We start from the raw sequence: 20,066 nt of genomic DNA, 5'->3' as shown, positions 1-20,066 counted from the left end.
GAAGGCACCTTGCTACATTACCAAATAATTATAAAGATGAGTAGGCAGGTATACAAGGCATGGGAACGGGCTTTCAAGGCACGTTCGTCATCTCTTGGTCGCAAACAGAAGTGGACGGCGTAATCGCCGCTCCGGTGCAATCGCTGAATGTCGGGGCCGCGTGGGCTTGGCGTGGCGAGGCGGTCAGGGTAGACGGACCAACAGAGCTATTGCGGTTGGATATGGCCGACGAAGAGGTGAATCTTCGGCGGCGCGCCGCGCGCATGGTGCGGCGTCTTGTTGGTGCGGCTGTCAGTAATACAACCGACTTGACGCAGATTGAAATTGATGAACCCCTCAATGACAGTAATGTCGTCGTAACAGACGGAGTCAAGACCTATACTTTGACGTTAATCGAGGTGAGCACTGGAGCGCCGCCGCTTCTTATGTTCATGGGGGCGCTTCCGCCACGAGATCGCGATTTGTGGGTCGTGCACCATACGCTGGATCCGATGAGGGCCAACCCAATGGGGCCCGGAAGTGGTGGGGTAATCTGTTTTACGCCCGGCACACGCATTGAGACGCCAGATGGGCCACGGCTGGTCGAAGATCTGCGCGAGGGCGACCGGGTCCAGACCAAGGACAATGGCGCTGAAGAAGTACAATGGATCGGTAGTCGCCGAATGACAGGCGCGCGTCTTTTCGCGATGCCCAAACTTCGCCCGATCCGAGTTCGTGCTGGTGCGCTTGGGGTCGAGCGCCCGGATGAAGAACTGTTGGTTTCACCTGGACACCGGATGCTGGTCCGAGGCAACGTTGCGCGGGCGTTGTTTAACACACCCGAGGTGCTTGTTTCAGCGCGAGATTTGTTGAATGGCAGTACGGTCACTGTCGATACCCAGCTGCGTGAGGTGACCTATATCCACCTTCTGCTGCCCAGCCATCAGATCGTATGGGCCAATGGGGTGGAAACCGAAAGCTTCCATCCGGCCAATGCGGCGATGAGCACGCTGGGTGAGACAGACAGGGTGCGGCTTCTGGCGCGCTACCCGGATCTGGATTTCGATCCACATGCCTACGGCGGCTATGCCCGGCGCAACTTGAGCCGATCTGAAGCTGCCATTCTGGCGCATGAGGCTGCCTGAACGATCCCTTTCCTGATCGGGTGTTGACTCTGCAAGTGCGGCGCGTATAAGCGCGACTTCATTGGTGTTGGTGGCCCCTGCAAGGGGATGCCTGTCGGGGTTTCGACCCAAAGGACAACGCCCTTCGAACTCAAATGAAGGAGATCAGCCGTGACAAAACGCACGTCTGCCAAGTACAAAATTGACCGTCGCATGGGCGAAAACATCTGGGGCCGTCCGAAATCCCCGGTGAACCGCCGTGAATATGGCCCCGGTCAGCACGGTCAGCGCCGCAAGGGCAAACTGTCTGATTTCGGTACTCAGCTGCGCGCCAAGCAGAAGCTCAAGGGCTACTACGGCGACCTGACCGAGAAACAATTCCGTCGTATCTACGGCGAAGCCGAGCGTGTCAAAGGCGATACTGGTGAAAACCTGATTGGTCTGCTGGAGCGCCGTTTGGACGCGGTTGTGTACCGTGCCAAATTCGTGGCCACCGTTTTTGCGGCCCGTCAGTTCGTGAACCACGGTCATGTGACCGTGAACGGCAAGCGCGTGAACATCCCCTCCTACCGTGTGAAAGAGGGTGACGTGATCGAAGTGCGCGAGAAGTCCAGGCAGATGGTCGTTCTGCTCGAGGCTGTGCAGCTGGCCGAGCGTGATGTGCCCGATTATATCGACGCCGACCACTCCAAGATGAAAGCCACATTTGTGCGCGCACCGGGCCTGAGCGATGTTCCATACCCGGTTCTGATGGAGCCGAACCTGGTCGTCGAATTCTACGCGAAGAACTAAGCCTCTTCTCAGGAATTCCCAAGGTTTCAAGCCCGCTGCACAGTTTTTGTGCGGCGGGCTTTTTCGTGCTCAGTGTCGGTCATCCGGGATACAAGCATGGTGTTTCGGCAACGCGACGCAAAACTGATACAGGCTGCGCCCCTGATACGGGCGTTCAACCTTTTCTTGTTTGGGGCGGGACGCTATGGAAAGCGCAAGGAGAAAAATCATGTCCACCACTATCGCCCCCCAGCCAGGCATCATGGAAATCGCGCTTTATCAAGGTGGCGCGTCGCATGTTGAAGGCGTGTCCGAGGTGGTCAAGCTTAGCTCAAACGAGAATCCGTTCGGGCCAAGCGAGGCCGCGACTGAAGCATTTCGCCGAGCCTCGTATGAGCTGCACCGCTACCCGTCGACAGATCACGCCGCATTGCGCCGCGCCATTGGCGAGGTGCACGGATTGGACCCCGAACGCATTATCTGCGGTGTCGGCAGCGATGAAATTATCCATTTTCTGTGCCAATGCTACGCCGGTCCGGGCGATGAGGTGATCCATACCGAGCACGGGTTTGCAATGTACCGCATCTCGGCGCTGGCTGCCGGGGCTGCGCCGGTCGAGGTATCGGAACGCGACCGCGTGACCGATGTTGACGCTATTCTGGCCGCTTGCACACCTCGCACCAAGCTTGTGTTCATCGCCAATCCCAACAACCCGACTGGCACGATGATCGGCGGGAACGAGCTGGCGCGCCTTGCCGCAGGCTTGCCCGAGCAGGCCATTCTGGTGTTGGATGGCGCTTATGCGGAATATGTCGAAGGATATGATGGCGGTGCGGCTTTGGTGGACATGCGCCAAAACGTTGTGATGACTCGTACGTTTTCAAAGCTCTACGGTTTGGGCGGGCTGCGCGTTGGCTGGGGCTATGGCCCGAAAGAAATTATTGACGTGCTCAATCGCATTCGCGGGCCTTTCAACCTGTCGAATGCTGCTTTGGCCACGGCAGAGGCGGCTGTGCGTGATCAGGCGTATGCCAGCAAGTGCCGATCCGAAAACTCTCGGCTTCGGGCGTGGCTAGCTGAGGCTTTGGCTGAGCATGGCGTGCCGTCGGACACGTCGACCGCCAACTTCATTCTGGCGCGGTTCGCCAGCCAGAGCGAAGCGGAAGCCTGTGATGACTACCTTAAAAAACAGGGGCTGATCGTGCGTCGGGTGGCAGGATACAAGTTGCCCAACTGTCTGCGCATCACGATCGGCGATGAAGCCAGCTGTCGCCGTGTCGCCCATGCGATTGGTCAGTTCAAAGGGGGCGCCCGTTGACACAGATATACGACCGCGTGGCCCTGATTGGTCTTGGCCTTATCGCAAGCTCGATGTTCTGGGCGATTAAACGTGGCGGATTGGCGGGCGAGGTGACCGGGTATGCCCGCTCGGCTCAAACGCGTGAAACTGCGCGCAAGATCGGGCTGTGTGATCGGATCTGCGAAAGCGCGGAAGAGGCGGTGAAAGATGCCGATTTGGTCGTGCTATGTGTGCCTGTTGGCGCGATGGGCGGGGTGGCAGAACAGATCGCTCCATACCTGAAGCCTGGCGCGACCGTTAGTGATGTGGGGTCAGTGAAGGCCGCAGTGATCCAGGCCGTCGGGCCGCATATCCCTGAAGGGGTGCATTTTATTCCGGCGCATCCGCTGGCCGGGACCGAGCATTCGGGCCCGGAATCGGGCTTTGCCACATTGTTTGACAACCGTTGGTGCCTGTTGGTGCCGGTGCCCGGAACGGACCCAGCCGCGATGGAGCACCTGCGCGCGCTGTGGGAGGGGTGCGGCGCGCACGTTGACGAGATGGAGGCAGAGCATCACGATCTGGTATTGGCTGTTACCAGTCATGCGCCGCACTTGATTGCTTATACGATGGTGGGTGTGGCCGACGATCTGCGCCGTGTCACCGACAGCGAAGTGATTAAATACTCCGCCGCCGGATTTCGCGATTTCACCAGAATCGCCGCCAGCGATCCGACCATGTGGCGTGACGTATTCCTGACCAATAAGGATGCAACATTGGAAATTCTTGGTCGCTTCACCGAGGAATTGTTTGCACTGCAACGCGCCATCCGCATGGGGGACGGAGAGCATCTGTTCGACTATTTCACCCGTACCCGTGCGATCCGACGTGGGATTATTGAGGCGGGTCAGGATACCGACGCGCCGGATTTCGGGCGTGGCAAGGTCGCCAGGTGACCCGGGTGCTGGCGATTTTTTGCGCGTTGATGGTCGCGCAAGTCGCCAGCGCAAACGCGCCGCTGATTTCACTTAGACCGGTGGCGAGAGGCGAGGTTGCAGCCTCGACAATCCTGTCCGCCAATCCTGAAGTTTTGGGCGTGCAGAAAGAGGTGGCAACGCCAGACCGGCGCAGCGTGTTGCGATTTCTACGCCCCCGGCAGAGGAATGAAGCTGTCGCGCAGCGCGCGCGGCAGTTTGAGCGCGATCGCCGCCGGGGTGTGGTGTGCAGCGACCCCGCCCTGAAGGGGGATCCGGTTGGTTTGGTCCCGGGCGCATTGGCCGGGTGCGGGCTGGACAATGCGGTTCGCCTGCGTGCCGTGTCCGGTGTGACGCTTAGTCAGGCGGCAATCGTTGACTGCACGACGGCCAAGGCGCTGAAGGCTTGGGTGGAAAAAGGTCTGAAACCTGCGGTCGGGCGGCGTGGTGGTGGCGTCAGCGAGATGCGGGTCTTTGCCAGCTACTCCTGTCGAACCCGCAACAGCCGCAAAGGTGCGCGGATATCGGAGCACGGCAAGGGGCGGGCGATCGACATTGGAGGCATCGTGCTGCGCGACGGCAGTTTGATTACGGTTTTGGACAGCTGGGGTAAGCGCAAAGAGGGTAAGATCCTGCGCAAAATGCACAAGTCAGCCTGCGGGCCGTTTGGAACAGTTCTTGGGCCTGCGTCTGACCGTTTTCACAAAGATCATTTTCATCTGGATACGGCGCGATACCGCAGCGGGCCTTACTGCCGCTAGACCGGCTTAGCGTAGGCGAACAATTGGGGCGGTGCCCACTGGCAGTGGCCCCAGAAAGATCAGCCCCCGCCGGAAATCCAGAGGGACATCTAGCGTTTTGGGGTTCCCGGACAGGCCTGCCAGCATCCCCAGCGCGTTTTCTATCTGGTCTCCGATGCCCTGCGACAATGCACCGGCTGCAACTGCCATCTGTATCATTTCACGCCAATTGCGGGCCTTGACCGTCAGCCGCCCCATGGGGCGACCCTGCGTGTCAATTTCCAACTCTCCGGCGGCCAGAAGCTCAAGCTCGCCCCAGCGCGCTTCTGCCAGTTTCAGCGTCAGCGCGGTGGGCTGTGGGCGTGATTGTTCGATGGCGCTGCGGTCCCATTGGCGGTCAAAACTGACGGTCAGATCGGCGCGCAGCGCGGCCAACGTGCGCGGCAAAGCGCCCTGTGCATCGATCCGCGTGCGAAAATCCAGCGGCGGAGCCAAATCGTCCGCCGTCACCGCCATACGATAGGTATGTTTCGTACTCTCGACCCGCTGAACGGCCACGCGTAGGGCGGTCATGGTCGTGGTCCCGCCTTCACGTGCTGCCACCTGCACGGTGTCGGCCGCAAGATTGGACCGGTTCAGGGGCAGGTCTATGCCCGCGTCCAACACAAGGCTGGCCTGCATTTTGGCACTGGTGATGTCGTACTTGTCGCCGGGCGTGGCCAGAAGCTGTTGATCAGGCCAGATCGCAATCACATGGTTCGGCTTATAGCTGAGCGCGAGGATCTGAAAAAACGGTGCCTCCCACGCCCAGCCGGTGGCGGGGTCAGCCAAGCTGAGGTCCGTAAATGTCGTATCGAACCGGTTGGGAAAGCCGCGCACCGCAAGATCGGCATATTCCGCTGCCCATCCCTGTGCCTGACGTGCGCCAAACCAATTCGCAAAGCCGGATTTGACGCCCTGCACCCCGACAACCCAATACCCGCTCCAGCCCAATGCCGCAGCAAGAATGACAAACAACAGGCGTTTCAATGCCGCAGCCTCTTTTCTGTTCGATTGCGCTGGTGTTTACAGGGGGAAGAACGGAAGGACCAGTCGCATGACAATGTGGGTTTTTGGATATGGATCGCTGCTGTGGAATCCAGGGTTTACCCCAGCGGAGACAGCCTTGGGCTGTTTGCAGGGGTATCACCGCAGTTTTTGCATGCGCTCGATCCATCATCGCGGAACCGAGGCTGAGCCGGGGCTTGTTCTGGCGTTGGACGAGGCGGATCAGGCCGCCTGTCATGGTCTGGCGTTGCGGGTGCGGGTCGGGCAGGAGGCCGAGGTGCTGGACTATTTACGCGAGCGCGAGTTGGTCAGCTCTGCCTATCTGGAAAAGTGCCTGAGCGTGGGCCTGTCGGATGGGCGGTTGGTTGAGGCCGTGACGTATGTGATCGACCCCGATCATGTTCAGTATTGCGGTGGGCTGCCGATGGAGGAACAGGCACAAATCATTGCCAGCGCGGTCGGAGGACGGGGCGCGAACTCAGACTATTTATATAACACTGCCACGCATTTGACGGAACTGGGCATCAAAGACACAGATTTGGACTGGCTGGCCGAAAGGGTGCGCGGTCTGGGCGCATAGCTCTTGGCTTACGCAATCAACCCGCCTAATGTCCAAGGCAACTAGAACAGTGTCGGGATCTGTCCGAATGGAACAGCCGGACCGCGAGGCCGAGCCACAATTCTCTCCTCCCGTGCGCCAGATCATGCTTATGCTGATGGTGCTGGGACTGACGTCTTTTGTCATTTTTCTGTCGTTGCCGCGCGTCTTGCCGGTGTTCGAGGCAAACCCGTATCTGAACGGGTTCATCCTGTTTGTCTTCGCCGTCGGTGTTGTCGCTTGTTTCTGGCAGGTTGCGCAGTTGTTTAACTCCGTCCGCTGGATCGAAGCATTCGCAAGCGAGCGTGCTGAAACCGAAAAGGTGCGTGTGCCACGGCTTCTGGCGCCTTTGGCCACGCTGCTGCGGACGCGGGGCGCGCGCATGCAGATCAGCGCCTCTTCAACCCGATCAATCCTCGACTCCGTTGCGACCCGCATCGACGAAGCCCGCGAAATCACGCGGTACATCACCAACCTTCTGATTTTTCTTGGCCTTCTGGGTACGTTCTATGGCTTGGCCACCACCGTGCCTGCTCTGGTCGATACTATCCGCAGCTTGTCCCCGCAGGAGGGCGAAGCCGGGGTCAATGTCTTCGACCGACTGATGAAGGGGTTGGACGCGCAGCTTGGTGGTATGGGCGTGGCCTTTGGGTCGTCACTTCTTGGGCTGGCGGGTTCGCTTGTGGTGGGTCTGCTTGAGCTGTTTGCTGGCCACGGCCAGAATAGGTTTTACCGCGAGTTGGAAGAGTGGCTTTCTTCCATCACTCGCGTCGGATTTTCCTCGGGTGACGGTGATGCGGGCGGCGAATATTCCCCAGCAGCCCAGGTACTGGATCATATGCTTGAGCAGATGGAGAGCATGCGTCAGATGTTCACCCAGTCAGACGTCAGCCGCGCTATGGTTGACGAAAAGCTGGGAACATTGGCGGATTCCATTGAGCGACTGACAGATCGGCTGGCTGGCAATAGGCCGGTCAACGATGCGCTGATGCGCGTGGCCGAAGGGCAGGAGCGGTTGGTGACAGTGCTGTCCGAGCAGGAGCGCGGTGAGGGAATTGACGCCGAAAGCCGGATGCGCCTGCGTTCGATCGACGTGCAACTGTTGCGCATCCTTGAAGAAATTAGTGCAGGCCGTCAGGAAACCATGGCCGAACTGCGCATGGATATCGCCGCGCTAACGCGGATTGTTGGGCAAGCACGCGTCGCTCGGGCCGAGGCGAGCCAAGGTTTGCGCAACAAAGGCCAGGAGGGCTGATCCATGGCCCTGTCCAGGCGCACCGGACAACGATTCCAGGCATCAATCTGGCCCGGATTTGTCGATGCGATGACGGGCTTGTTGCTGGTGCTGATGTTTGTGTTGACCATTTTTATGGTCGTGCAATTTGTACTTCGCGAGACGATCACCGGGCAGGAAGGCCAGCTTGATGAGTTGTCATTGGAGGTCGCCGCATTGGCTGACGCTCTGGGTCTTGAGCGCCGCAGAAGTGCTGATCTTGAAACGCAAGTTGGCGAGCTGGACGCGACCCTTGAGCAGGCCCGTGATGACGTTGCAAACCGTGAGGCTCTGATTGTTGCCCTGACATCCGAGCGGGATGCGCAGGCTGCGACGCTGGATCAGGCCCGCACCACGATCACAGATTTTGAAGCTCGCGTCGCGGCGCTTCTGGCCGAGCGCGATACCGCCCTTGGTACCGTGGCTGAGCTTGAGTCCAACAAAGCGCAGTTGGTAGATGAGCGTGAGGCGCTGAATCTCGCCTTGGCACAGGCGCGCACCGAGATCGACGCCGGAACCGAAGCCGCCCGACTTGCTGCGGCGCGTCGCGAAGCCTTGGAGGTGCTGATCGCCAACCTGCGTTCAACAAATGCCAAGGCGGAGGAGGCTAATAAAACCCTGACCGCTCGGGTTGGCGACTTGGAGGGCACGCTGAGGGACGAAGAGGTGGCTCGCCTGGCAGAAGCTGCCGCCGCCGAAGCGCTGCGTGCACGGCTGAAAAATGCGGATGCTGAGCTGACGGCCATGACGTTGGCCTTGGAAGCGCAGCGCCAGAAAGCCGAGAACACCCTGACCTTGCTGGCTGCAGCCGATGCCGCCAGCGAAGGGCTGACTGCGAAGTTGGCGGCAGCGTTGCTGGCGCAGGAGCAGACCGAACAGCAGGTGTCGCAGTTACGCGACGATCTGGATAGCGCCGAGAGCGGACGCGTGGCGACGACTAGCCAGCTGACCGCGTTGGAGGCTGCTTTGGCGGCAGCGCTGGCCGATGCCGATGCCGGTACCAGCGAAATTGCGACCCTGCGGACCCGGCTGAGTGAGGCAGAAGCAGCGCTTGCCGCCTCCGAAGGTAAGGCCGAAGATTTGCAGATGCGGTTGAGCGCAGAGCGCGGTACGCTGGAAGAGCGTCTGGCCGAGGCGCTTGCAGCCAAGCTGCAGATCGAGGGAGAGGTCAAGAACGCGGAAACGGCCTTGGCCGAGGCGCTAGCGGCCAAACTGGCTGCGGAACGACAAGTCGAGGCCGCTCGTTTGGCACAGGAGGCCGCAGAGAAACAAGCGGTTGAAGCCCGCGCCGCAATGCAGACTGATGAGGCAGAGATACAGAACGCTCTGGCAATGGCGTTGGCGGCCAAGCTGGCGGCCGAACAAGCCGCGCGCGAAGGTTTGAGCGAGGCTGATCAGAAGGCCGCCTTGTTGTCCGCTGCGAACAAGGCGCTGTCAGAGGAAGAAGCTAAATCTGCTGCAGCCCAACGCCAACAAGCGCTTTTGAACCAACAGGTTGCGGCTCTTCGGTCGCAGTTGGGGGGGCTTCAGGCGCTTCTAGATGACTATAAAGAACGCGATGCGGTCGCCAAGGTGCAGTTGGATACCCTTGGGTCCGACCTGAACGCGGCGCTTGCCCGCGCAGCCTCAGAAGAGCGAAAGCGCCGCCTGCTGGAAGAGGCAGAGCGCGAGCGCCTAGAAGAGGAAAAGAAAAGCCTTGAGGCGGAAAAGCAGGATTTGGAGAAATACCGAAGCGAGTTTTTTGGCCGTTTGCGTGATGTTTTAGGGCATCAGGCCGGGGTGCGGGTGGTCGGAGACAGGTTTGTGTTTTCCTCCGAGGTTCTGTTTGCACCGGGCAGTGCCGACCTGTCGGATGACGGGCAGGGCGAAATCGCCAAGGTGGCTGAAATTCTGCGCACGGTGGCCGATGATATCCCCGAGGGCATAGACTGGGTAATCCGGGTGGATGGTCATACCGATAATGTGCCGTTGTCTGGTCAGGGTGAGTTTTTTGATAACTGGGAGTTGTCGCAGGCGCGGGCGCTTTCAGTGGTTCGGTTCATGGTGAATTTTCTGGGTATTCCGCCGGGGCGGCTCAGCGCGAATGGCTTTGGCCAGTATCAACCGGTAAACACCGATGACACCTCCGAAGCCCGCGCACAAAATCGCCGTATCGAGCTAAAATTCACCGAGAAATAGGCTCTATTTCAAAACGACGCTGCGTTCCATCTGGTCAATTTCTGCTCCGTCGCGCAGCAGAGTCGCGGTCGCATGATAAGAGCCTGTTGGCCACCCAGCGGTGGGTTTTCGGCGCCCCGCTGCACGAAAATATTGTGCCTGCGCTTTGTCCAACAGTGCCGTTTTGTCAATAACCGGGCCCGACGGGCCCGTGACCAACAGGTGTAGCTCGTCGCCCTCCTGAGACCCAAAAGCATAAACCCATAGGACAATTGCAGGCGAATTCGTGCTGAAGTTGGTTTGCTCCGCGCTACCTGCTTTGACCGCCTGATAAGAGGGGATGTCGGTGCTGAACCCGATGTTCAGGACGCCACCAGCATGGTATTCCGGGGCGCTTTGCCAAAGACCGGGACCTACCTGCGGCTGGCATGTTGCGGCGCTGTCTGGGGCAAAGGGATCGACGACCGCCCCATCTTTGCGAACCGACAGATGTACATGGGGGAACTGTGTTCGGCCCGACAGGCCGACCTGCCCCAAAACTTCGCCGCGTCGAATGCGCTGGCCTTTGTGGACCTGTACGGAGCCCTGCTTCATATGGCAATATTGGGTCTGCCAACCGTCCCCGTGCCCTAATACCACGCCGTTCCCGCAATCCTTGCCACTGATCGCGGCTTCGGTTTGTGGGGTTAGGCCAGTATCCTGCATTCCGTCGCGCAACCCAACAACGATGCCATCCGCTGAGGCTAGGACATTCACGCCTGCCTCCATGGAAGCAAGTGAGAGCAGACCGAAGTCGGTGCCCTTATGCCCCTCATAGCTGAGCGGGCCACAGGTGTAGTCATGGGCAGCGGCGGTTGGGTCGTGATCAACGAATTGTTGTATGAAGCAGCTTTCGCCCAAGGTGCAGTCGATGGGCAATGAAAGCTGAAACTCCCCCGCAACGGCTGGCGTTACGAGGGAGAGAACAACGGCAAAGCCAGACCGGAACATCAATCTGCTGTCAGCAGCGGCGGTTTGTTGTCAGATAAACGTGGCCGCCCCGGCCCGTCGATCTGAAGATCAATGGCGCCGTTTTTGACGCTGACACGCACCACGCCTCCTTTGGCCAACTTGCCGAACAGCAGCTCTTCAGCCAGAGGCTTCTTGATGTATTCCTGAATGACGCGGGCCAGCGGGCGGGCCCCCATCTTGTCGTCATATCCCTTGTCGGCCAGCCACGCAGCGGCAGGGGACGTGAGCTCGATATGCACATTTCGGTCCATCAACTGGGCCTCAAGCTGCAGAACGAACTTTTCAACTACCTGCATGATGACCGATTTCGGGAGCGGCGCAAAGCTGATCACCGCATCCAGACGGTTGCGGAATTCGGGTGTAAACGTCCGCTCGATCGCCGCCGTGTCTTCACCCTCGCGCCGATCACGACCAAAGCCGATCGCGGATTTGGCCTGCTCCATAGCACCTGCGTTCGATGTCATGATCAGGATTACATTGCGGAAATCCACTGTCCGGCCATTGTGGTCGGTCAGCTTGCCGTGGTCCATCACCTGCAACAGGATGTTGTAGACATCCGGATGCGCCTTTTCCATCTCATCCAGAAGCAGCACGCAATGCGGGTGCTGATCCACGCCATCCGTCAGCATACCGCCCTGATCAAAACCGACATAGCCGGGAGGCGCGCCAATCAAACGGCTCACCGCGTGCTTCTCCATGTATTCCGACATATCAAAACGCAGCAACTCCACGCCCAGCGTATCGGCCAATTGTTTGGCCACTTCAGTTTTGCCAACACCAGTGGGCCCAGCGAACAGATAGTTCCCGATGGGTTTTTCAGGCTCGCGCAGGCCGGCGCGGGCCAGCTTGATCGCGGATGACAGCGCTTCGATCGCCGGATCCTGACCAAAAACAACGCGTTTGAGGGACTTTTCGAGGTCTTTGAGAACCTCGGCATCATCCTTGCTCACGTTTTTCGGCGGGATGCGGGCGATCTTGGCCACCACGGCTTCGATCTCTTTGGTGCCGATGGTTTTGCGGCGCTTGCTTTCGGCCACAAGATGTTGGGCCGCGCCGGCTTCGTCGATCACGTCGATTGCCTTGTCCGGAAGTTTGCGGTCGTTGATATACCGCGCCGACAGCTCGACCGATGATTTGATCGCATCGGCGGTGTATTTCACCCCGTGATGTTCCTCGAAATAGGGTTTCAACCCTTTGAGGATCTTGATCGTATCCTCGACCGACGGCTCGTTCACGTCGATTTTCTGGAACCGGCGGCTGAGCGCGCGGTCCTTCTCGAAGTGTTGGCGGAACTCTTTATAGGTGGTGGACCCCATGCAGCGCAGTTTGCCGCCCTGAAGTGCTGGCTTCAGAAGGTTCGAGGCATCCATCGCCCCGCCCGACGTGGCCCCGGCCCCGATCACAGTGTGAATTTCGTCGATAAATAGAACCGCGTCGGGATGATCTTCCAACTCGGTCATCACGGCCTTCAGCCGCTCTTCGAAATCGCCACGATAGCGGGTACCCGCCAGAAGTGCGCCCATGTCGAGCGAATAGATTGTCGTCTTTGACAGAACCTCGGGTGTTTCACCCTGCACGATCTTGCGCGCCAACCCTTCGGCGATGGCAGTCTTGCCCACGCCGGGATCACCCACCAGAAGGGGGTTATTCTTGCGGCGGCGGCACAAGACCTGAATGCAACGCTCAACTTCGGAATGGCGCCCGATTAACGGGTCAACGTCACCCTTGCGCGATTTGGCATTCAGATCGACACAGTATTTGCCAAGTGCGGATTCTTTCTGCTCCACATGCTCGCCGGTGCTGTGCGGAATTTCATCCTCGGATTCGGCCGCGCCGGTGATCGGGCGCGCTTCGCCGAAAGAGGGATCCTTGGCCACACCGTGGGCGATGAAGTTCACCGCATCATAGCGGGTCATTTCCTGTTCCTGCAGGAAATAAGCGGCGTTGGACTCGCGCTCGGCGAAAATGGCGACCAACACATTGGCCCCCGTCACCTCGGTCCGGCCGGAGCTTTGGACGTGGATCGCGGCGCGTTGAATGACGCGTTGAAACGCGGCGGTTGGTACGGCTTCGGATCCATCGATATCGGTCACAAGGTTGGAAAGGTCGTCATCAACAAATTCGACGAGCGTGGTGCGCAGGTCGTCCGTGTCGACCGAGCAGGCCTTGAGTACGCGAAGCGCGTCGGGTTCATCAATCAGCGCAAGAAGCAGGTGCTCCAGCGTTGCGAATTCATGTTTGCGTGCGTTGGCCAGCGCCAGCGCCGCGTGGATTGCCTGTTCAAGCGTGTTCGAGAATGAAGGCACTTTGAGCGCTCCTTCTGATCTGGGTCGGGCGAACTTCGTATTCGTACAACCTTGGCCTCATAGTCTTAAAGTTTGGTCGATATCTTGCCAGCTTCAAGTGTTTTCTGTCGGATTGCTGTCACATTTCAGTTTGCTGCCGTCTGTCTGGGCGGGTTTCAGAAGCTGTCTTTGCGTTTTCTGATCTCTGCAAAGACGGCAGCGGGGGCGGCCCCTGTCATTCCAACCCTGGCCTGTATGGCCGGATCATGGCCGCGCAGGAAGGGGTTGGTCGACAGTTCGTCTGCCAGAACAGATGGCACGGTTGGTTGACCCGCATCGCGCGCTTTCTGCACTCTGTCCATGCGAGAGATAAGCGCTGTATTGTCCGGGTCAATGGTTAGCGCGAATTTCCCGTTCGACAAAGTGTATTCGTGGCCAGAGCAAATTAGCGTATCCGCTGGCAGGGCCGCCAGTTTCGAGAGGCTGTCAAACATCTGCGCGGGCGTGCCCTCAAACAAGCGTCCGCAGCCAAGCGCCATCAAACTGTCTGCGGTAAAAGCCAGCTTGCTGTCAGGAAAGTGGAAGGCGATATGGCCCAGCGTGTGACCGGAAACGTCAATCACCCGCGCAGTTTCGCGGCCTATCATGATCGTGTCCCCTTCGCTGACGGCAGTGTTCAAGGGCGGCAGGCGATGAGCGTCAGCGGCCGCGCCGATCACCTTTGCCGGGTGATCCGCCAGAAGGGCGGTCAGGCCATCAACGTGGTCCCAGTGGTGATGGGTCAGCAACACATGGCTCAACGTCCAGCCCCGTGCAGACAGGGCCGCAGCGATTGGCCCGGCTTCGGGTGCGTCGATCAAGGCCGTTTCGCCGCTGGCCGCATCATGGACCAGATAGGCATAGTTATCTGACAGGCATGGGATGGTCACGAGCTCAAGAGGCATGGCGTTTCGTCCTTCGCTTGGTATGGTAGGGACAGAGTGGCGGATCGAGGGACCGGCTGCAATGCATCTTGATGTGCAGGACCTGCGCAATTTTTATTATCGCAGCATGCTGGGGCGCGCGGCGCAAAAAGCGGTGCGCAATCAGGTCATGGCGCTGTGGCCCGAGGCGCATGGCCAGACGGTCGTGGGATTTGGTTTTGCGGTGCCGCTCTTGCGGCAATATTTACCTGATGCACGACGGGTCACCGCGTTGATGCCCGGCCCGCAAGGGGTGATGCCGTGGCCTGCTGGCATGCCGAATCTGTCGGTTTTGTGCGAAGAAACGGCGTGGCCGGTGGAAACCGGACATGTGGACAAATTACTGGTGATGCACGGCTTGGAAACCAGCGAACAGCCCAGTGCCCTGCTTGACGAATGCTGGCGCGTGTTGGGGCCGGGCGGGCGAGCGTTGTTTATCGTGCCGAACCGCGCGGGCCTGTGGTCGCGCAGCGACAAGACGCCGTTCGGCTTTGGGCGGCCCTATACGCTCAGCCAGCTTGAGGCGCAGCTGAAGCGGCACCACTTCATGCCCGAGCGCAACGAAACGGCACTGTATCAACCGCCATCGCACCGGCGTTTCTGGCGCAAGACCGGCGATGTATGGGAGCGGGTGGGGCATAGCCTGTCCATGGTGGTCGCTGGGGGGGTGATCATCGTCGAGGCAACCAAGCGCGTGCACGCGCCCAGCGGTCCGGGTCTGAAAGAGGCCGTGCGCCGTCCGCTGTCGGTATTGGCTCCCGCAGCGACCAAAGAGCCAAAGCCGGTTTAGGTCGCCGCAGTGCAGGCCGTGTTGCGGCTGATCTTGATCGCATCCAGAACGTCCCGCAGTTGCCAGCAGAGCACATAGACACTCTCGATTGTTCGCCGCAGCTTTTGACGCCAAATGGAGTCCGGCATGGCGGCCCTCTTACTCCCCGGGACGGTCCCGTCGTCATGTCAGTGCATTCGTGCGCCGGGCATTTTCAGTCAGAAAGGTCGAAACGATCCCGTGCCCACCGGGCGACAATCCGGCGATTCCTGTGGGGCGCATCGGGGGCAGTCAGATCGTTCGAATCCTTATCTGAAAGGGGCGTTTTCAGTCGGATCCCGTCGCGTCACCTGCCGTGCCGACGGGTGATAGCGTTAACGAGTTGGCCGCTTCGGGCATTCCTGCGACCGAAATCAACCATTTTGGTGAAAAAAATGAGCTGTAAAAACTGGTCCAAACCGCCGCACCTTCATTAAGTAATTGAAATGAAATATTATTCAGTTCCATGCTGGCATGTCATAGCTGGTTGCTAGGTGCGTAATGCTCTGCTACACCCACGCCGATTTCTATGCTTTGATACAAGTCAAAGGTCTAAACGCCCCCAGTGCGCAATCACGAAGATTTCGTTTGGGGCCAGAATAGTCGGAAGGGTGGACGTGTCCGAACCAGCTTCGATCTCCTCAGGCATTGCCGCGCGCTATGCCACCGCGATCTTCGAAATTTCGAAAGAGAACAAAACTCTGGCGAAGCTCGAAGCAAATTTGACCGATCTTACCGCAGCCCTGAGCGAAAGCGCAGATCTGCGCACGCTGATCAGCTCACCGCTGATTTCGCGGGATGAGCAAGGCAAGGCTATCGCTGCGGTCGCCAAAAAAATGAACCTGATCCCCGTGATGCAAAAGGGCTTGGCCGTCATGGCGCAAAAGCGTCGTCTGTTCGTTTTGCCGCAACTCGTCACCAGCCTGTCTGGTTTGATTGCGCAGGAAAAAGGCGAAGTTACCGCCGAAGTGATCAGTGCGAAGGCCCTCACCAAGGTTCAATCCGAAAAGCTGGCCAAAACATTGGGCGAGCGTGTGGGTAAAACTGTCACAATAAATGCGACCGTCGATGATAGCCTCATCGGTGGTCTTGTCGTTAAAGTGGGCTCGAAGATGATCGACACATCGATCCGCTCCAAGCTCAACTCCCTCCAGAATGCAATGAAAGAGGTCGGATAAATGGGTATCCAAGCAGCAGAGATTTCTGCGATCCTGAAAGACCAGATCAAAAACTTCGGTCAGGAAACCGAAGTTGCCGAGGTTGGTCGTGTGCTTTCCGTCGGTGACGGTATTGCCCGCGTCTACGGTCTGGACAATGTTCAGGCCGGCGAGATGGTCGAATTCCCCGGTGGCATTCAGGGCATGGCCCTGAACCTCGAAACCGACAACGTCGGTGTCGTGATCTTCGGGACGGACCGTGACATCAAAGAAGGTGACATAGTTAAGCGCACCAACTCGATCGTGGACGTTCCAATTGGCAACGAACTGCTGGGTCGCGTCGTTGACGGTCTGGGCAACCCGCTGGATGGCAAAGGTCCGATCAAAACCGCCGCGCGCGGCATTGCCGACGTCAAAGCGCCGGGCATCATCCCGCGTAAGTCGGTGCACGAGCCGATGGCAACTGGCCTGAAATCGGTCGATGCGATGATCCCCGTTGGTCGTGGCCAGCGCGAGCTGATCATTGGCGACCGTCAGACAGGTAAAACAGCCATCGCGCTGGACACGATCCTGAACCAGAAGTCCTATAACGAAGCCGCTGGCGACGACGAAGGCAAAAAGCTGTATTGTGTGTATGTCGCGATCGGCCAAAAGCGCTCGACCGTTGCCCAGCTGGTGAAAAAGCTGGAAGAAACCGGGGCGATCGACTACTCGATCGTCGTCGCCGCGACTGCATCCGATCCTGCTCCGATGCAGTATCTGGCGCCCTATACCGCGACAGCCATGGCTGAATTCTTCCGCGACAACGGCCGCCACGCGCTGATCATCTATGACGATCTGTCGAAGCAGGCCGTGTCTTATCGCCAGATGTCGCTGCTTCTGCGTCGTCCGCCGGGCCGTGAAGCCTATCCTGGTGACGTTTTCTATCTGCACTCCCGCCTGCTGGAGCGCTCTTCGAAGCTGAACGAAGATTTCGGCTCGGGTTCGCTGACTGCTCTGCCGATCATCGAAACTCAGGGCGGCGACGTTTCTGCGTTTATTCCGACCAACGTGATCTCGATCACTGATGGCCAGATCTTCCTGGAAACCGAACTGTTCTATCAGGGTATCCGTCCTGCTGTGAACACAGGCTTGTCGGTCTCACGGGTTGGCTCTTCGGCGCAAACCAATGCGATGAAATCGGTTGCTGGCCCGGTGAAGCTGGAACTGGCTCAGTATCGCGAAATGGCGGCCTTCGCTCAGTTCGGGTCCGATCTTGACGCCGCCACTCAGCAGTTGCTGAACCGTGGTGCCCGTCTGACCGAGCTGATGAAACAGCCGCAGTATTCGCCGTTGACCAACGCCGAAATCGTCTGTGTGATCTATGCAGGCACCAAAGGCTATCTGGACAAGATCGGCGTTCGTGAAGTTGGTCATTTCGAGGCCGGTCTGTTGGCGCACCTGCGCGGCAAGCATGCTGACCTGCTGGATTACATCACCAAGGAAGACCCGAAAATCAAAGGGGAAGCCGAGGACAAGATCAAGGCCGCACTCGACGAATTCGCCGCCGATTTCGCTTAAGGAGATAAGGCAATGCCAAATCTCAAGGACCTGAAAAACAGGATCGCGAGTGTCAAGAACACCCGCAAGATCACCAAGGCCATGCAGATGGTCTCGGCGGCCAAGCTCCGCCGGGCCCAAGAAGCTGCCGAAGCGTCGCGGCCCTACACAGAACGGTTCAACGCCGTTCTGGGTGGGCTTGCCGCTGGCGTCGGTGGCAGCGACAGCGCTCCGAAACTGCTGAGCGGCACCGGCGGCGATCAGACCCACCTTCTGGTGGTGATGACTGCCGAGCGTGGCCTGTGTGGTGGCTTCAACGCCAACATCTCCAAGCTGGCCAAGGCTCGCGTGGCCGAGCTGCAAGCCAAAGGCAAGACGGTCAAGATCCTGACCGTTGGCAAGAAAGGTCGCGATTCGCTGAAGCGCGAACTGGGCCAGCTGTTTGTTGGGCACGTCGACCTGAGCGAAGTGAAGCGCCTCGGATATGTTGATGCGCAAAGCATTGCCAAAGACGTTCTGGCGCGTTTCGATGCGGGTGAGTTTGACGTCGCCACGATTTTCTATGCGAAGTTCGTGAACGTGGTCAGCCAGATCCCGACCGCACAGCAGATCATTCCTGCTTCGTTCGACGCCCCCGAGGGCGGTGAGGGTGCAACCACCCTTTACGATTACGAGCCTGATGAAGAAGCCATCTTGGCTGATCTTCTGCCGCGCGGTGTGGCAACACAGATCTTTGCGGCTTTGTTGGAAAATGCTGCGTCCGAGCAAGGTGCGCGGATGTCCGCCATGGATAACGCGACGCGCAACGCGGGCGAGATGATCGACAAACTGACAATCGAATATAACCGTTCGCGTCAGGCTGTCATCACCAACGAGCTTATTGAAATTATCTCGGGCGCGGAAGCGCTCTAAGGACCGGAGACGAAACATGGCAAACGCAAAAGGCAAAATCACTCAGGTGATCGGCGCCGTTGTGGACGTGCAGTTTGGTGGTGATCTGCCTCAGATCCTCAACGCGCTGACCACCGACAACAACGGCAAGAAACTGGTTCTGGAAGTTGCACAGCACCTTGGAGAGGGTACCGTTCGTACCATCGCCATGGACGCAACCGAAGGTCTGGTGCGCGGTCAGGAAGTGACCGACACTGACGGCCCGATCATGGTTCCGGTTGGCACTGCTACGCTGGGCCGCATCCTGAACGTGACCGGCGACCCGGTTGATGAAAAAGGCCCCGTTGAGGCGACCGAAAAGCGCGCCATTCACGGCGAGGCTCCGGCATTTTCGGAACAGTCGACTGAAACCGAAATCCTGACCACCGGCATCAAGGTTATCGACCTGCTGGCCCCCTACACCAAGGGTGGTAAGATCGGTCTGTTCGGCGGTGCCGGCGTGGGTAAAACAGTTCTTATCATGGAACTGATCAACAACATCGCAAAAGTGCACTCGGGTGTGTCCGTGTTCGCGGGTGTTGGGGAGCGGACCCGTGAAGGTAACGACCTTTACCACGAGATGATCGAATCCGGCGTTATCGTTCCCGACGATCTGACTAAATCGAAAATTGCGCTGGTTTATGGCCAGATGAACGAGCCTCCGGGTGCCCGTATGCGGATCGCGCTGTCCGGCCTGTCGATCGCCGAGCAGTTCCGCGACGACACCGGTTCGGACGTTCTGTTCTTCGTCGACAACATCTTCCGCTTCACTCAGGCGGGTTCCGAGGTTTCGGCTCTGCTGGGTCGTATTCCTTCGGCTGTGGGCTATCAGCCGACGCTGGCCACCGACATGGGTGCGATGCAGGAGCGGATTTCGTCCACCAAAACCGGGTCGATCACCTCGGTTCAGGCCGTTTACGTACCTGCAGACGACCTTACCGACCCGGCGCCTGCGACCTCGTTTGCGCACCTTGATGCGACAACGGTTCTGGATCGCTCGATTTCGGAAAAGGGTATCTACCCTGCTGTGGACCCGCTTGGTTCGACCTCGCGTCTTCTGGATCCGCTGATCATTGGTGCCGAGCACTACAAAGTGGCGACCGACGTTCAGCAAATCCTTCAGCGCTACAAGTCGCTGCAGGATATCATCGCGATCCTCGGGATGGACGAATTGTCTGAAGATGACAAATTGGCTGTGGCCCGTGCACGTAAGATTGAGCGCTTCCTGTCGCAGCCTTTCGACGTTGCAAAAGTGTTCACCGGTGCCGACGGCAAGCAGGTTCCGCTGGAAGATACAATCGCATCGTTCAAAGCAGTTGTCGCTGGTGAGTACGATCACCTTCCGGAAGGCGCCTTCTATATGGTTGGTGGCATCGAAGAAGTGATCGCCAAAGCCGAACGCATGGCTGCCGACGCGGCCTAAGGAGGGCCT

At 58.8% G+C, this 20,066-nt stretch carries 19 protein-coding genes; 13 read left to right on the top strand and 6 right to left on the bottom strand.

The genetic code is table 11. The features are described from left to right. Nucleotides 1-59: 59 nt before the first annotated feature. The 5 genes from BSF79_RS14120 to BSF79_RS14100 all read left to right on the top strand — a co-directional run bounded on the left by BSF79_RS14120 (nt 60) and on the right by BSF79_RS14100 (nt 4,888). Nucleotides 60-1,124: a Hint domain-containing protein gene (locus tag BSF79_RS14120; protein ID WP_090270476.1), complete on the top strand. Its 1,065-nt coding sequence runs from the start codon at nt 60-62 to the stop codon at nt 1,122-1,124. Between the two features lie 150 nt (nt 1,125-1,274). Beyond that, nucleotides 1,275-1,895, top strand: a complete 621-nt coding sequence (gene rpsD / locus BSF79_RS14115) for a 30S ribosomal protein S4 (RefSeq protein ID WP_090270475.1) — start codon at nt 1,275-1,277, stop codon at nt 1,893-1,895. A gap of 208 nt (nt 1,896-2,103) precedes the next feature. Continuing rightward, the gene (gene hisC / locus BSF79_RS14110) at nt 2,104-3,192 is read left to right on the top strand and encodes a histidinol-phosphate transaminase (protein ID WP_090270474.1); all 1,089 of its coding nucleotides are present in this window, start codon (nt 2,104-2,106) and stop codon (nt 3,190-3,192) included. Next, nucleotides 3,189-4,109 (top strand): prephenate/arogenate dehydrogenase family protein, encoded by a 921-nt coding sequence (locus BSF79_RS14105; protein ID WP_090270473.1) that lies wholly within the window; start codon nt 3,189-3,191, stop codon nt 4,107-4,109. Before hisC ends, BSF79_RS14105 begins: the two co-directional genes overlap by 4 nt. Nucleotides 4,110-4,114: 5 nt before the next feature. Next, nucleotides 4,115-4,888, top strand: coding sequence for an extensin-like domain-containing protein (locus tag BSF79_RS14100; RefSeq protein WP_245776415.1), 774 nt, complete (start codon nt 4,115-4,117; stop codon nt 4,886-4,888). 6 nt (nt 4,889-4,894) lie between these two features. Here BSF79_RS14100 and BSF79_RS14095 read toward each other — a convergent pair whose 3' ends face one another. Continuing rightward, a complete protein-coding gene (locus tag BSF79_RS14095) occupies nt 4,895-5,884 on the bottom strand; it encodes a DUF2125 domain-containing protein (RefSeq protein ID WP_245776414.1) in 990 nt (329 codons plus the stop codon). 79 nt (nt 5,885-5,963) lie between these two features. Between BSF79_RS14095 and BSF79_RS14090 the strand changes: the two genes are divergently transcribed. The 3 genes from BSF79_RS14090 (at nt 5,964) to BSF79_RS14080 (ending at nt 9,963) form a co-directional block, all read left to right on the top strand. Next, nucleotides 5,964-6,494, top strand: coding sequence for a gamma-glutamylcyclotransferase (locus BSF79_RS14090; RefSeq protein ID WP_090270471.1), 531 nt, complete (start codon nt 5,964-5,966; stop codon nt 6,492-6,494). A 67-nt stretch (nt 6,495-6,561) separates the two neighbouring features. Continuing rightward, nucleotides 6,562-7,767 carry a biopolymer transporter ExbB gene (locus BSF79_RS14085; RefSeq protein ID WP_090270470.1) on the top strand — a complete coding sequence of 402 codons (1,206 nt, stop codon included), beginning with the start codon at nt 6,562-6,564 and terminating at the stop codon, nt 7,765-7,767. 3 nt (nt 7,768-7,770) lie between these two features. Beyond that, a complete protein-coding gene (locus BSF79_RS14080) occupies nt 7,771-9,963 on the top strand; it encodes a peptidoglycan -binding protein (RefSeq protein WP_090270469.1) in 2,193 nt (730 codons plus the stop codon). Nucleotides 9,964-9,966: 3 nt separating this feature from the next. On the opposite strand, the gene BSF79_RS14075 is transcribed toward BSF79_RS14080, so the two are convergent. The 3 genes from BSF79_RS14075 to gloB all read right to left on the bottom strand — a co-directional run bounded on the left by BSF79_RS14075 (nt 9,967) and on the right by gloB (nt 14,182). Then, nucleotides 9,967-10,932, bottom strand: coding sequence for a M23 family metallopeptidase (locus BSF79_RS14075; RefSeq protein WP_175545333.1), 966 nt, complete (start codon nt 10,930-10,932; stop codon nt 9,967-9,969). After that, nucleotides 10,932-13,259 carry an ATP-dependent Clp protease ATP-binding subunit ClpA gene (clpA, locus tag BSF79_RS14070; RefSeq protein WP_090270467.1) on the bottom strand — a complete coding sequence of 776 codons (2,328 nt, stop codon included), beginning with the start codon at nt 13,257-13,259 and terminating at the stop codon, nt 10,932-10,934. The genes BSF79_RS14075 and clpA overlap by 1 nt, the downstream gene beginning before the upstream one ends. 155 nt (nt 13,260-13,414) lie before the next feature. Then, nucleotides 13,415-14,182 (bottom strand): hydroxyacylglutathione hydrolase, encoded by a 768-nt coding sequence (gene gloB / locus BSF79_RS14065; protein WP_090270466.1) that lies wholly within the window; start codon nt 14,180-14,182, stop codon nt 13,415-13,417. Nucleotides 14,183-14,243: 61 nt separating this feature from the next. Here gloB and BSF79_RS14060 point away from each other — a divergent pair, with 61 nt between their 5' ends. After that, nucleotides 14,244-14,990, top strand: coding sequence for a methyltransferase domain-containing protein (locus BSF79_RS14060; RefSeq protein WP_090270465.1), 747 nt, complete (start codon nt 14,244-14,246; stop codon nt 14,988-14,990). Here BSF79_RS14060 and BSF79_RS20245 read toward each other — a convergent pair. Together BSF79_RS20245 and BSF79_RS19535 are read right to left on the bottom strand one after the other, a co-directional pair. Then, nucleotides 14,987-15,118, bottom strand: a complete 132-nt coding sequence (locus tag BSF79_RS20245; RefSeq protein ID WP_281248646.1) for a hypothetical protein — start codon at nt 15,116-15,118, stop codon at nt 14,987-14,989. The two genes, BSF79_RS14060 and BSF79_RS20245, sit on opposite strands and share 4 nt — an antisense overlap. A 178-nt stretch (nt 15,119-15,296) precedes the next feature. Then, nucleotides 15,297-15,476, bottom strand: coding sequence for a hypothetical protein (locus BSF79_RS19535; protein WP_139246450.1), 180 nt, complete (start codon nt 15,474-15,476; stop codon nt 15,297-15,299). A gap of 149 nt (nt 15,477-15,625) precedes the next feature. Here BSF79_RS19535 and BSF79_RS14055 point away from each other — a divergent pair, with 149 nt between their 5' ends. The 4 genes from BSF79_RS14055 to atpD are packed head-to-tail and all read left to right on the top strand — an operon-like array spanning nt 15,626 to nt 20,057. After that, nucleotides 15,626-16,186: a F0F1 ATP synthase subunit delta gene (locus tag BSF79_RS14055; RefSeq protein WP_090270543.1), complete on the top strand. Its 561-nt coding sequence runs from the start codon at nt 15,626-15,628 to the stop codon at nt 16,184-16,186. Further along, nucleotides 16,187-17,725: a F0F1 ATP synthase subunit alpha gene (gene atpA, locus BSF79_RS14050; RefSeq protein WP_090270464.1), complete on the top strand. Its 1,539-nt coding sequence runs from the start codon at nt 16,187-16,189 to the stop codon at nt 17,723-17,725. Between the two features lie 12 nt (nt 17,726-17,737). After that, on the top strand, nt 17,738-18,616 hold the full coding sequence (locus BSF79_RS14045; protein ID WP_090270463.1) for a F0F1 ATP synthase subunit gamma: 879 nt from the start codon (nt 17,738-17,740) through the stop codon (nt 18,614-18,616). 16 nt (nt 18,617-18,632) lie between these two features. Continuing rightward, nucleotides 18,633-20,057, top strand: a complete 1,425-nt coding sequence (atpD, locus tag BSF79_RS14040; RefSeq protein WP_090270462.1) for a F0F1 ATP synthase subunit beta — start codon at nt 18,633-18,635, stop codon at nt 20,055-20,057. Nucleotides 20,058-20,066 lie beyond the last annotated feature (9 nt).

Origin of the sequence: Thalassovita taeanensis (genome assembly GCF_900110775.1) — a bacterium.
In the GTDB taxonomy this organism is placed as follows: Bacteria; Pseudomonadota; Alphaproteobacteria; order Rhodobacterales; family Rhodobacteraceae; genus Litorimicrobium; species Litorimicrobium taeanense.
Note: the sequence above shows the minus strand (reverse complement) of the source record. Positions and strands in the feature narration are given on the sequence as shown.

What these genes read in the sequence shown, in the direction of transcription:
- BSF79_RS14120 (WP_090270476.1), top strand. Translation starts at nt 60, where the DNA reads ATGGGAACGGGCTTTCAAGGCACGTTCGTCATCTCTTGGTCGCAAACA.
- hisC (WP_090270474.1), top strand. Translation starts at nt 2,104, where the DNA reads ATGTCCACCACTATCGCCCCCCAGCCAGGCATCATGGAAATCGCGCTT.
- BSF79_RS14090 (WP_090270471.1), top strand. Translation starts at nt 5,964, where the DNA reads ATGACAATGTGGGTTTTTGGATATGGATCGCTGCTGTGGAATCCAGGG.
- BSF79_RS14085 (WP_090270470.1), top strand. Translation starts at nt 6,562, where the DNA reads ATGGAACAGCCGGACCGCGAGGCCGAGCCACAATTCTCTCCTCCCGTG.
- BSF79_RS14080 (WP_090270469.1), top strand. Translation starts at nt 7,771, where the DNA reads ATGGCCCTGTCCAGGCGCACCGGACAACGATTCCAGGCATCAATCTGG.
- BSF79_RS14075 (WP_175545333.1), bottom strand. Translation starts at nt 10,932, where the DNA reads ATGTTCCGGTCTGGCTTTGCCGTTGTTCTCTCCCTCGTAACGCCAGCC.
- gloB (WP_090270466.1), bottom strand. Translation starts at nt 14,182, where the DNA reads ATGCCTCTTGAGCTCGTGACCATCCCATGCCTGTCAGATAACTATGCC.
- BSF79_RS14060 (WP_090270465.1), top strand. Translation starts at nt 14,244, where the DNA reads ATGCATCTTGATGTGCAGGACCTGCGCAATTTTTATTATCGCAGCATG.
- BSF79_RS20245 (WP_281248646.1), bottom strand. Translation starts at nt 15,118, where the DNA reads ATGCCGGACTCCATTTGGCGTCAAAAGCTGCGGCGAACAATCGAGAGT.
- BSF79_RS19535 (WP_139246450.1), bottom strand. Translation starts at nt 15,476, where the DNA reads ATGGAACTGAATAATATTTCATTTCAATTACTTAATGAAGGTGCGGCG.
- atpA (WP_090270464.1), top strand. Translation starts at nt 16,187, where the DNA reads ATGGGTATCCAAGCAGCAGAGATTTCTGCGATCCTGAAAGACCAGATC.
- BSF79_RS14045 (WP_090270463.1), top strand. Translation starts at nt 17,738, where the DNA reads ATGCCAAATCTCAAGGACCTGAAAAACAGGATCGCGAGTGTCAAGAAC.
- atpD (WP_090270462.1), top strand. Translation starts at nt 18,633, where the DNA reads ATGGCAAACGCAAAAGGCAAAATCACTCAGGTGATCGGCGCCGTTGTG.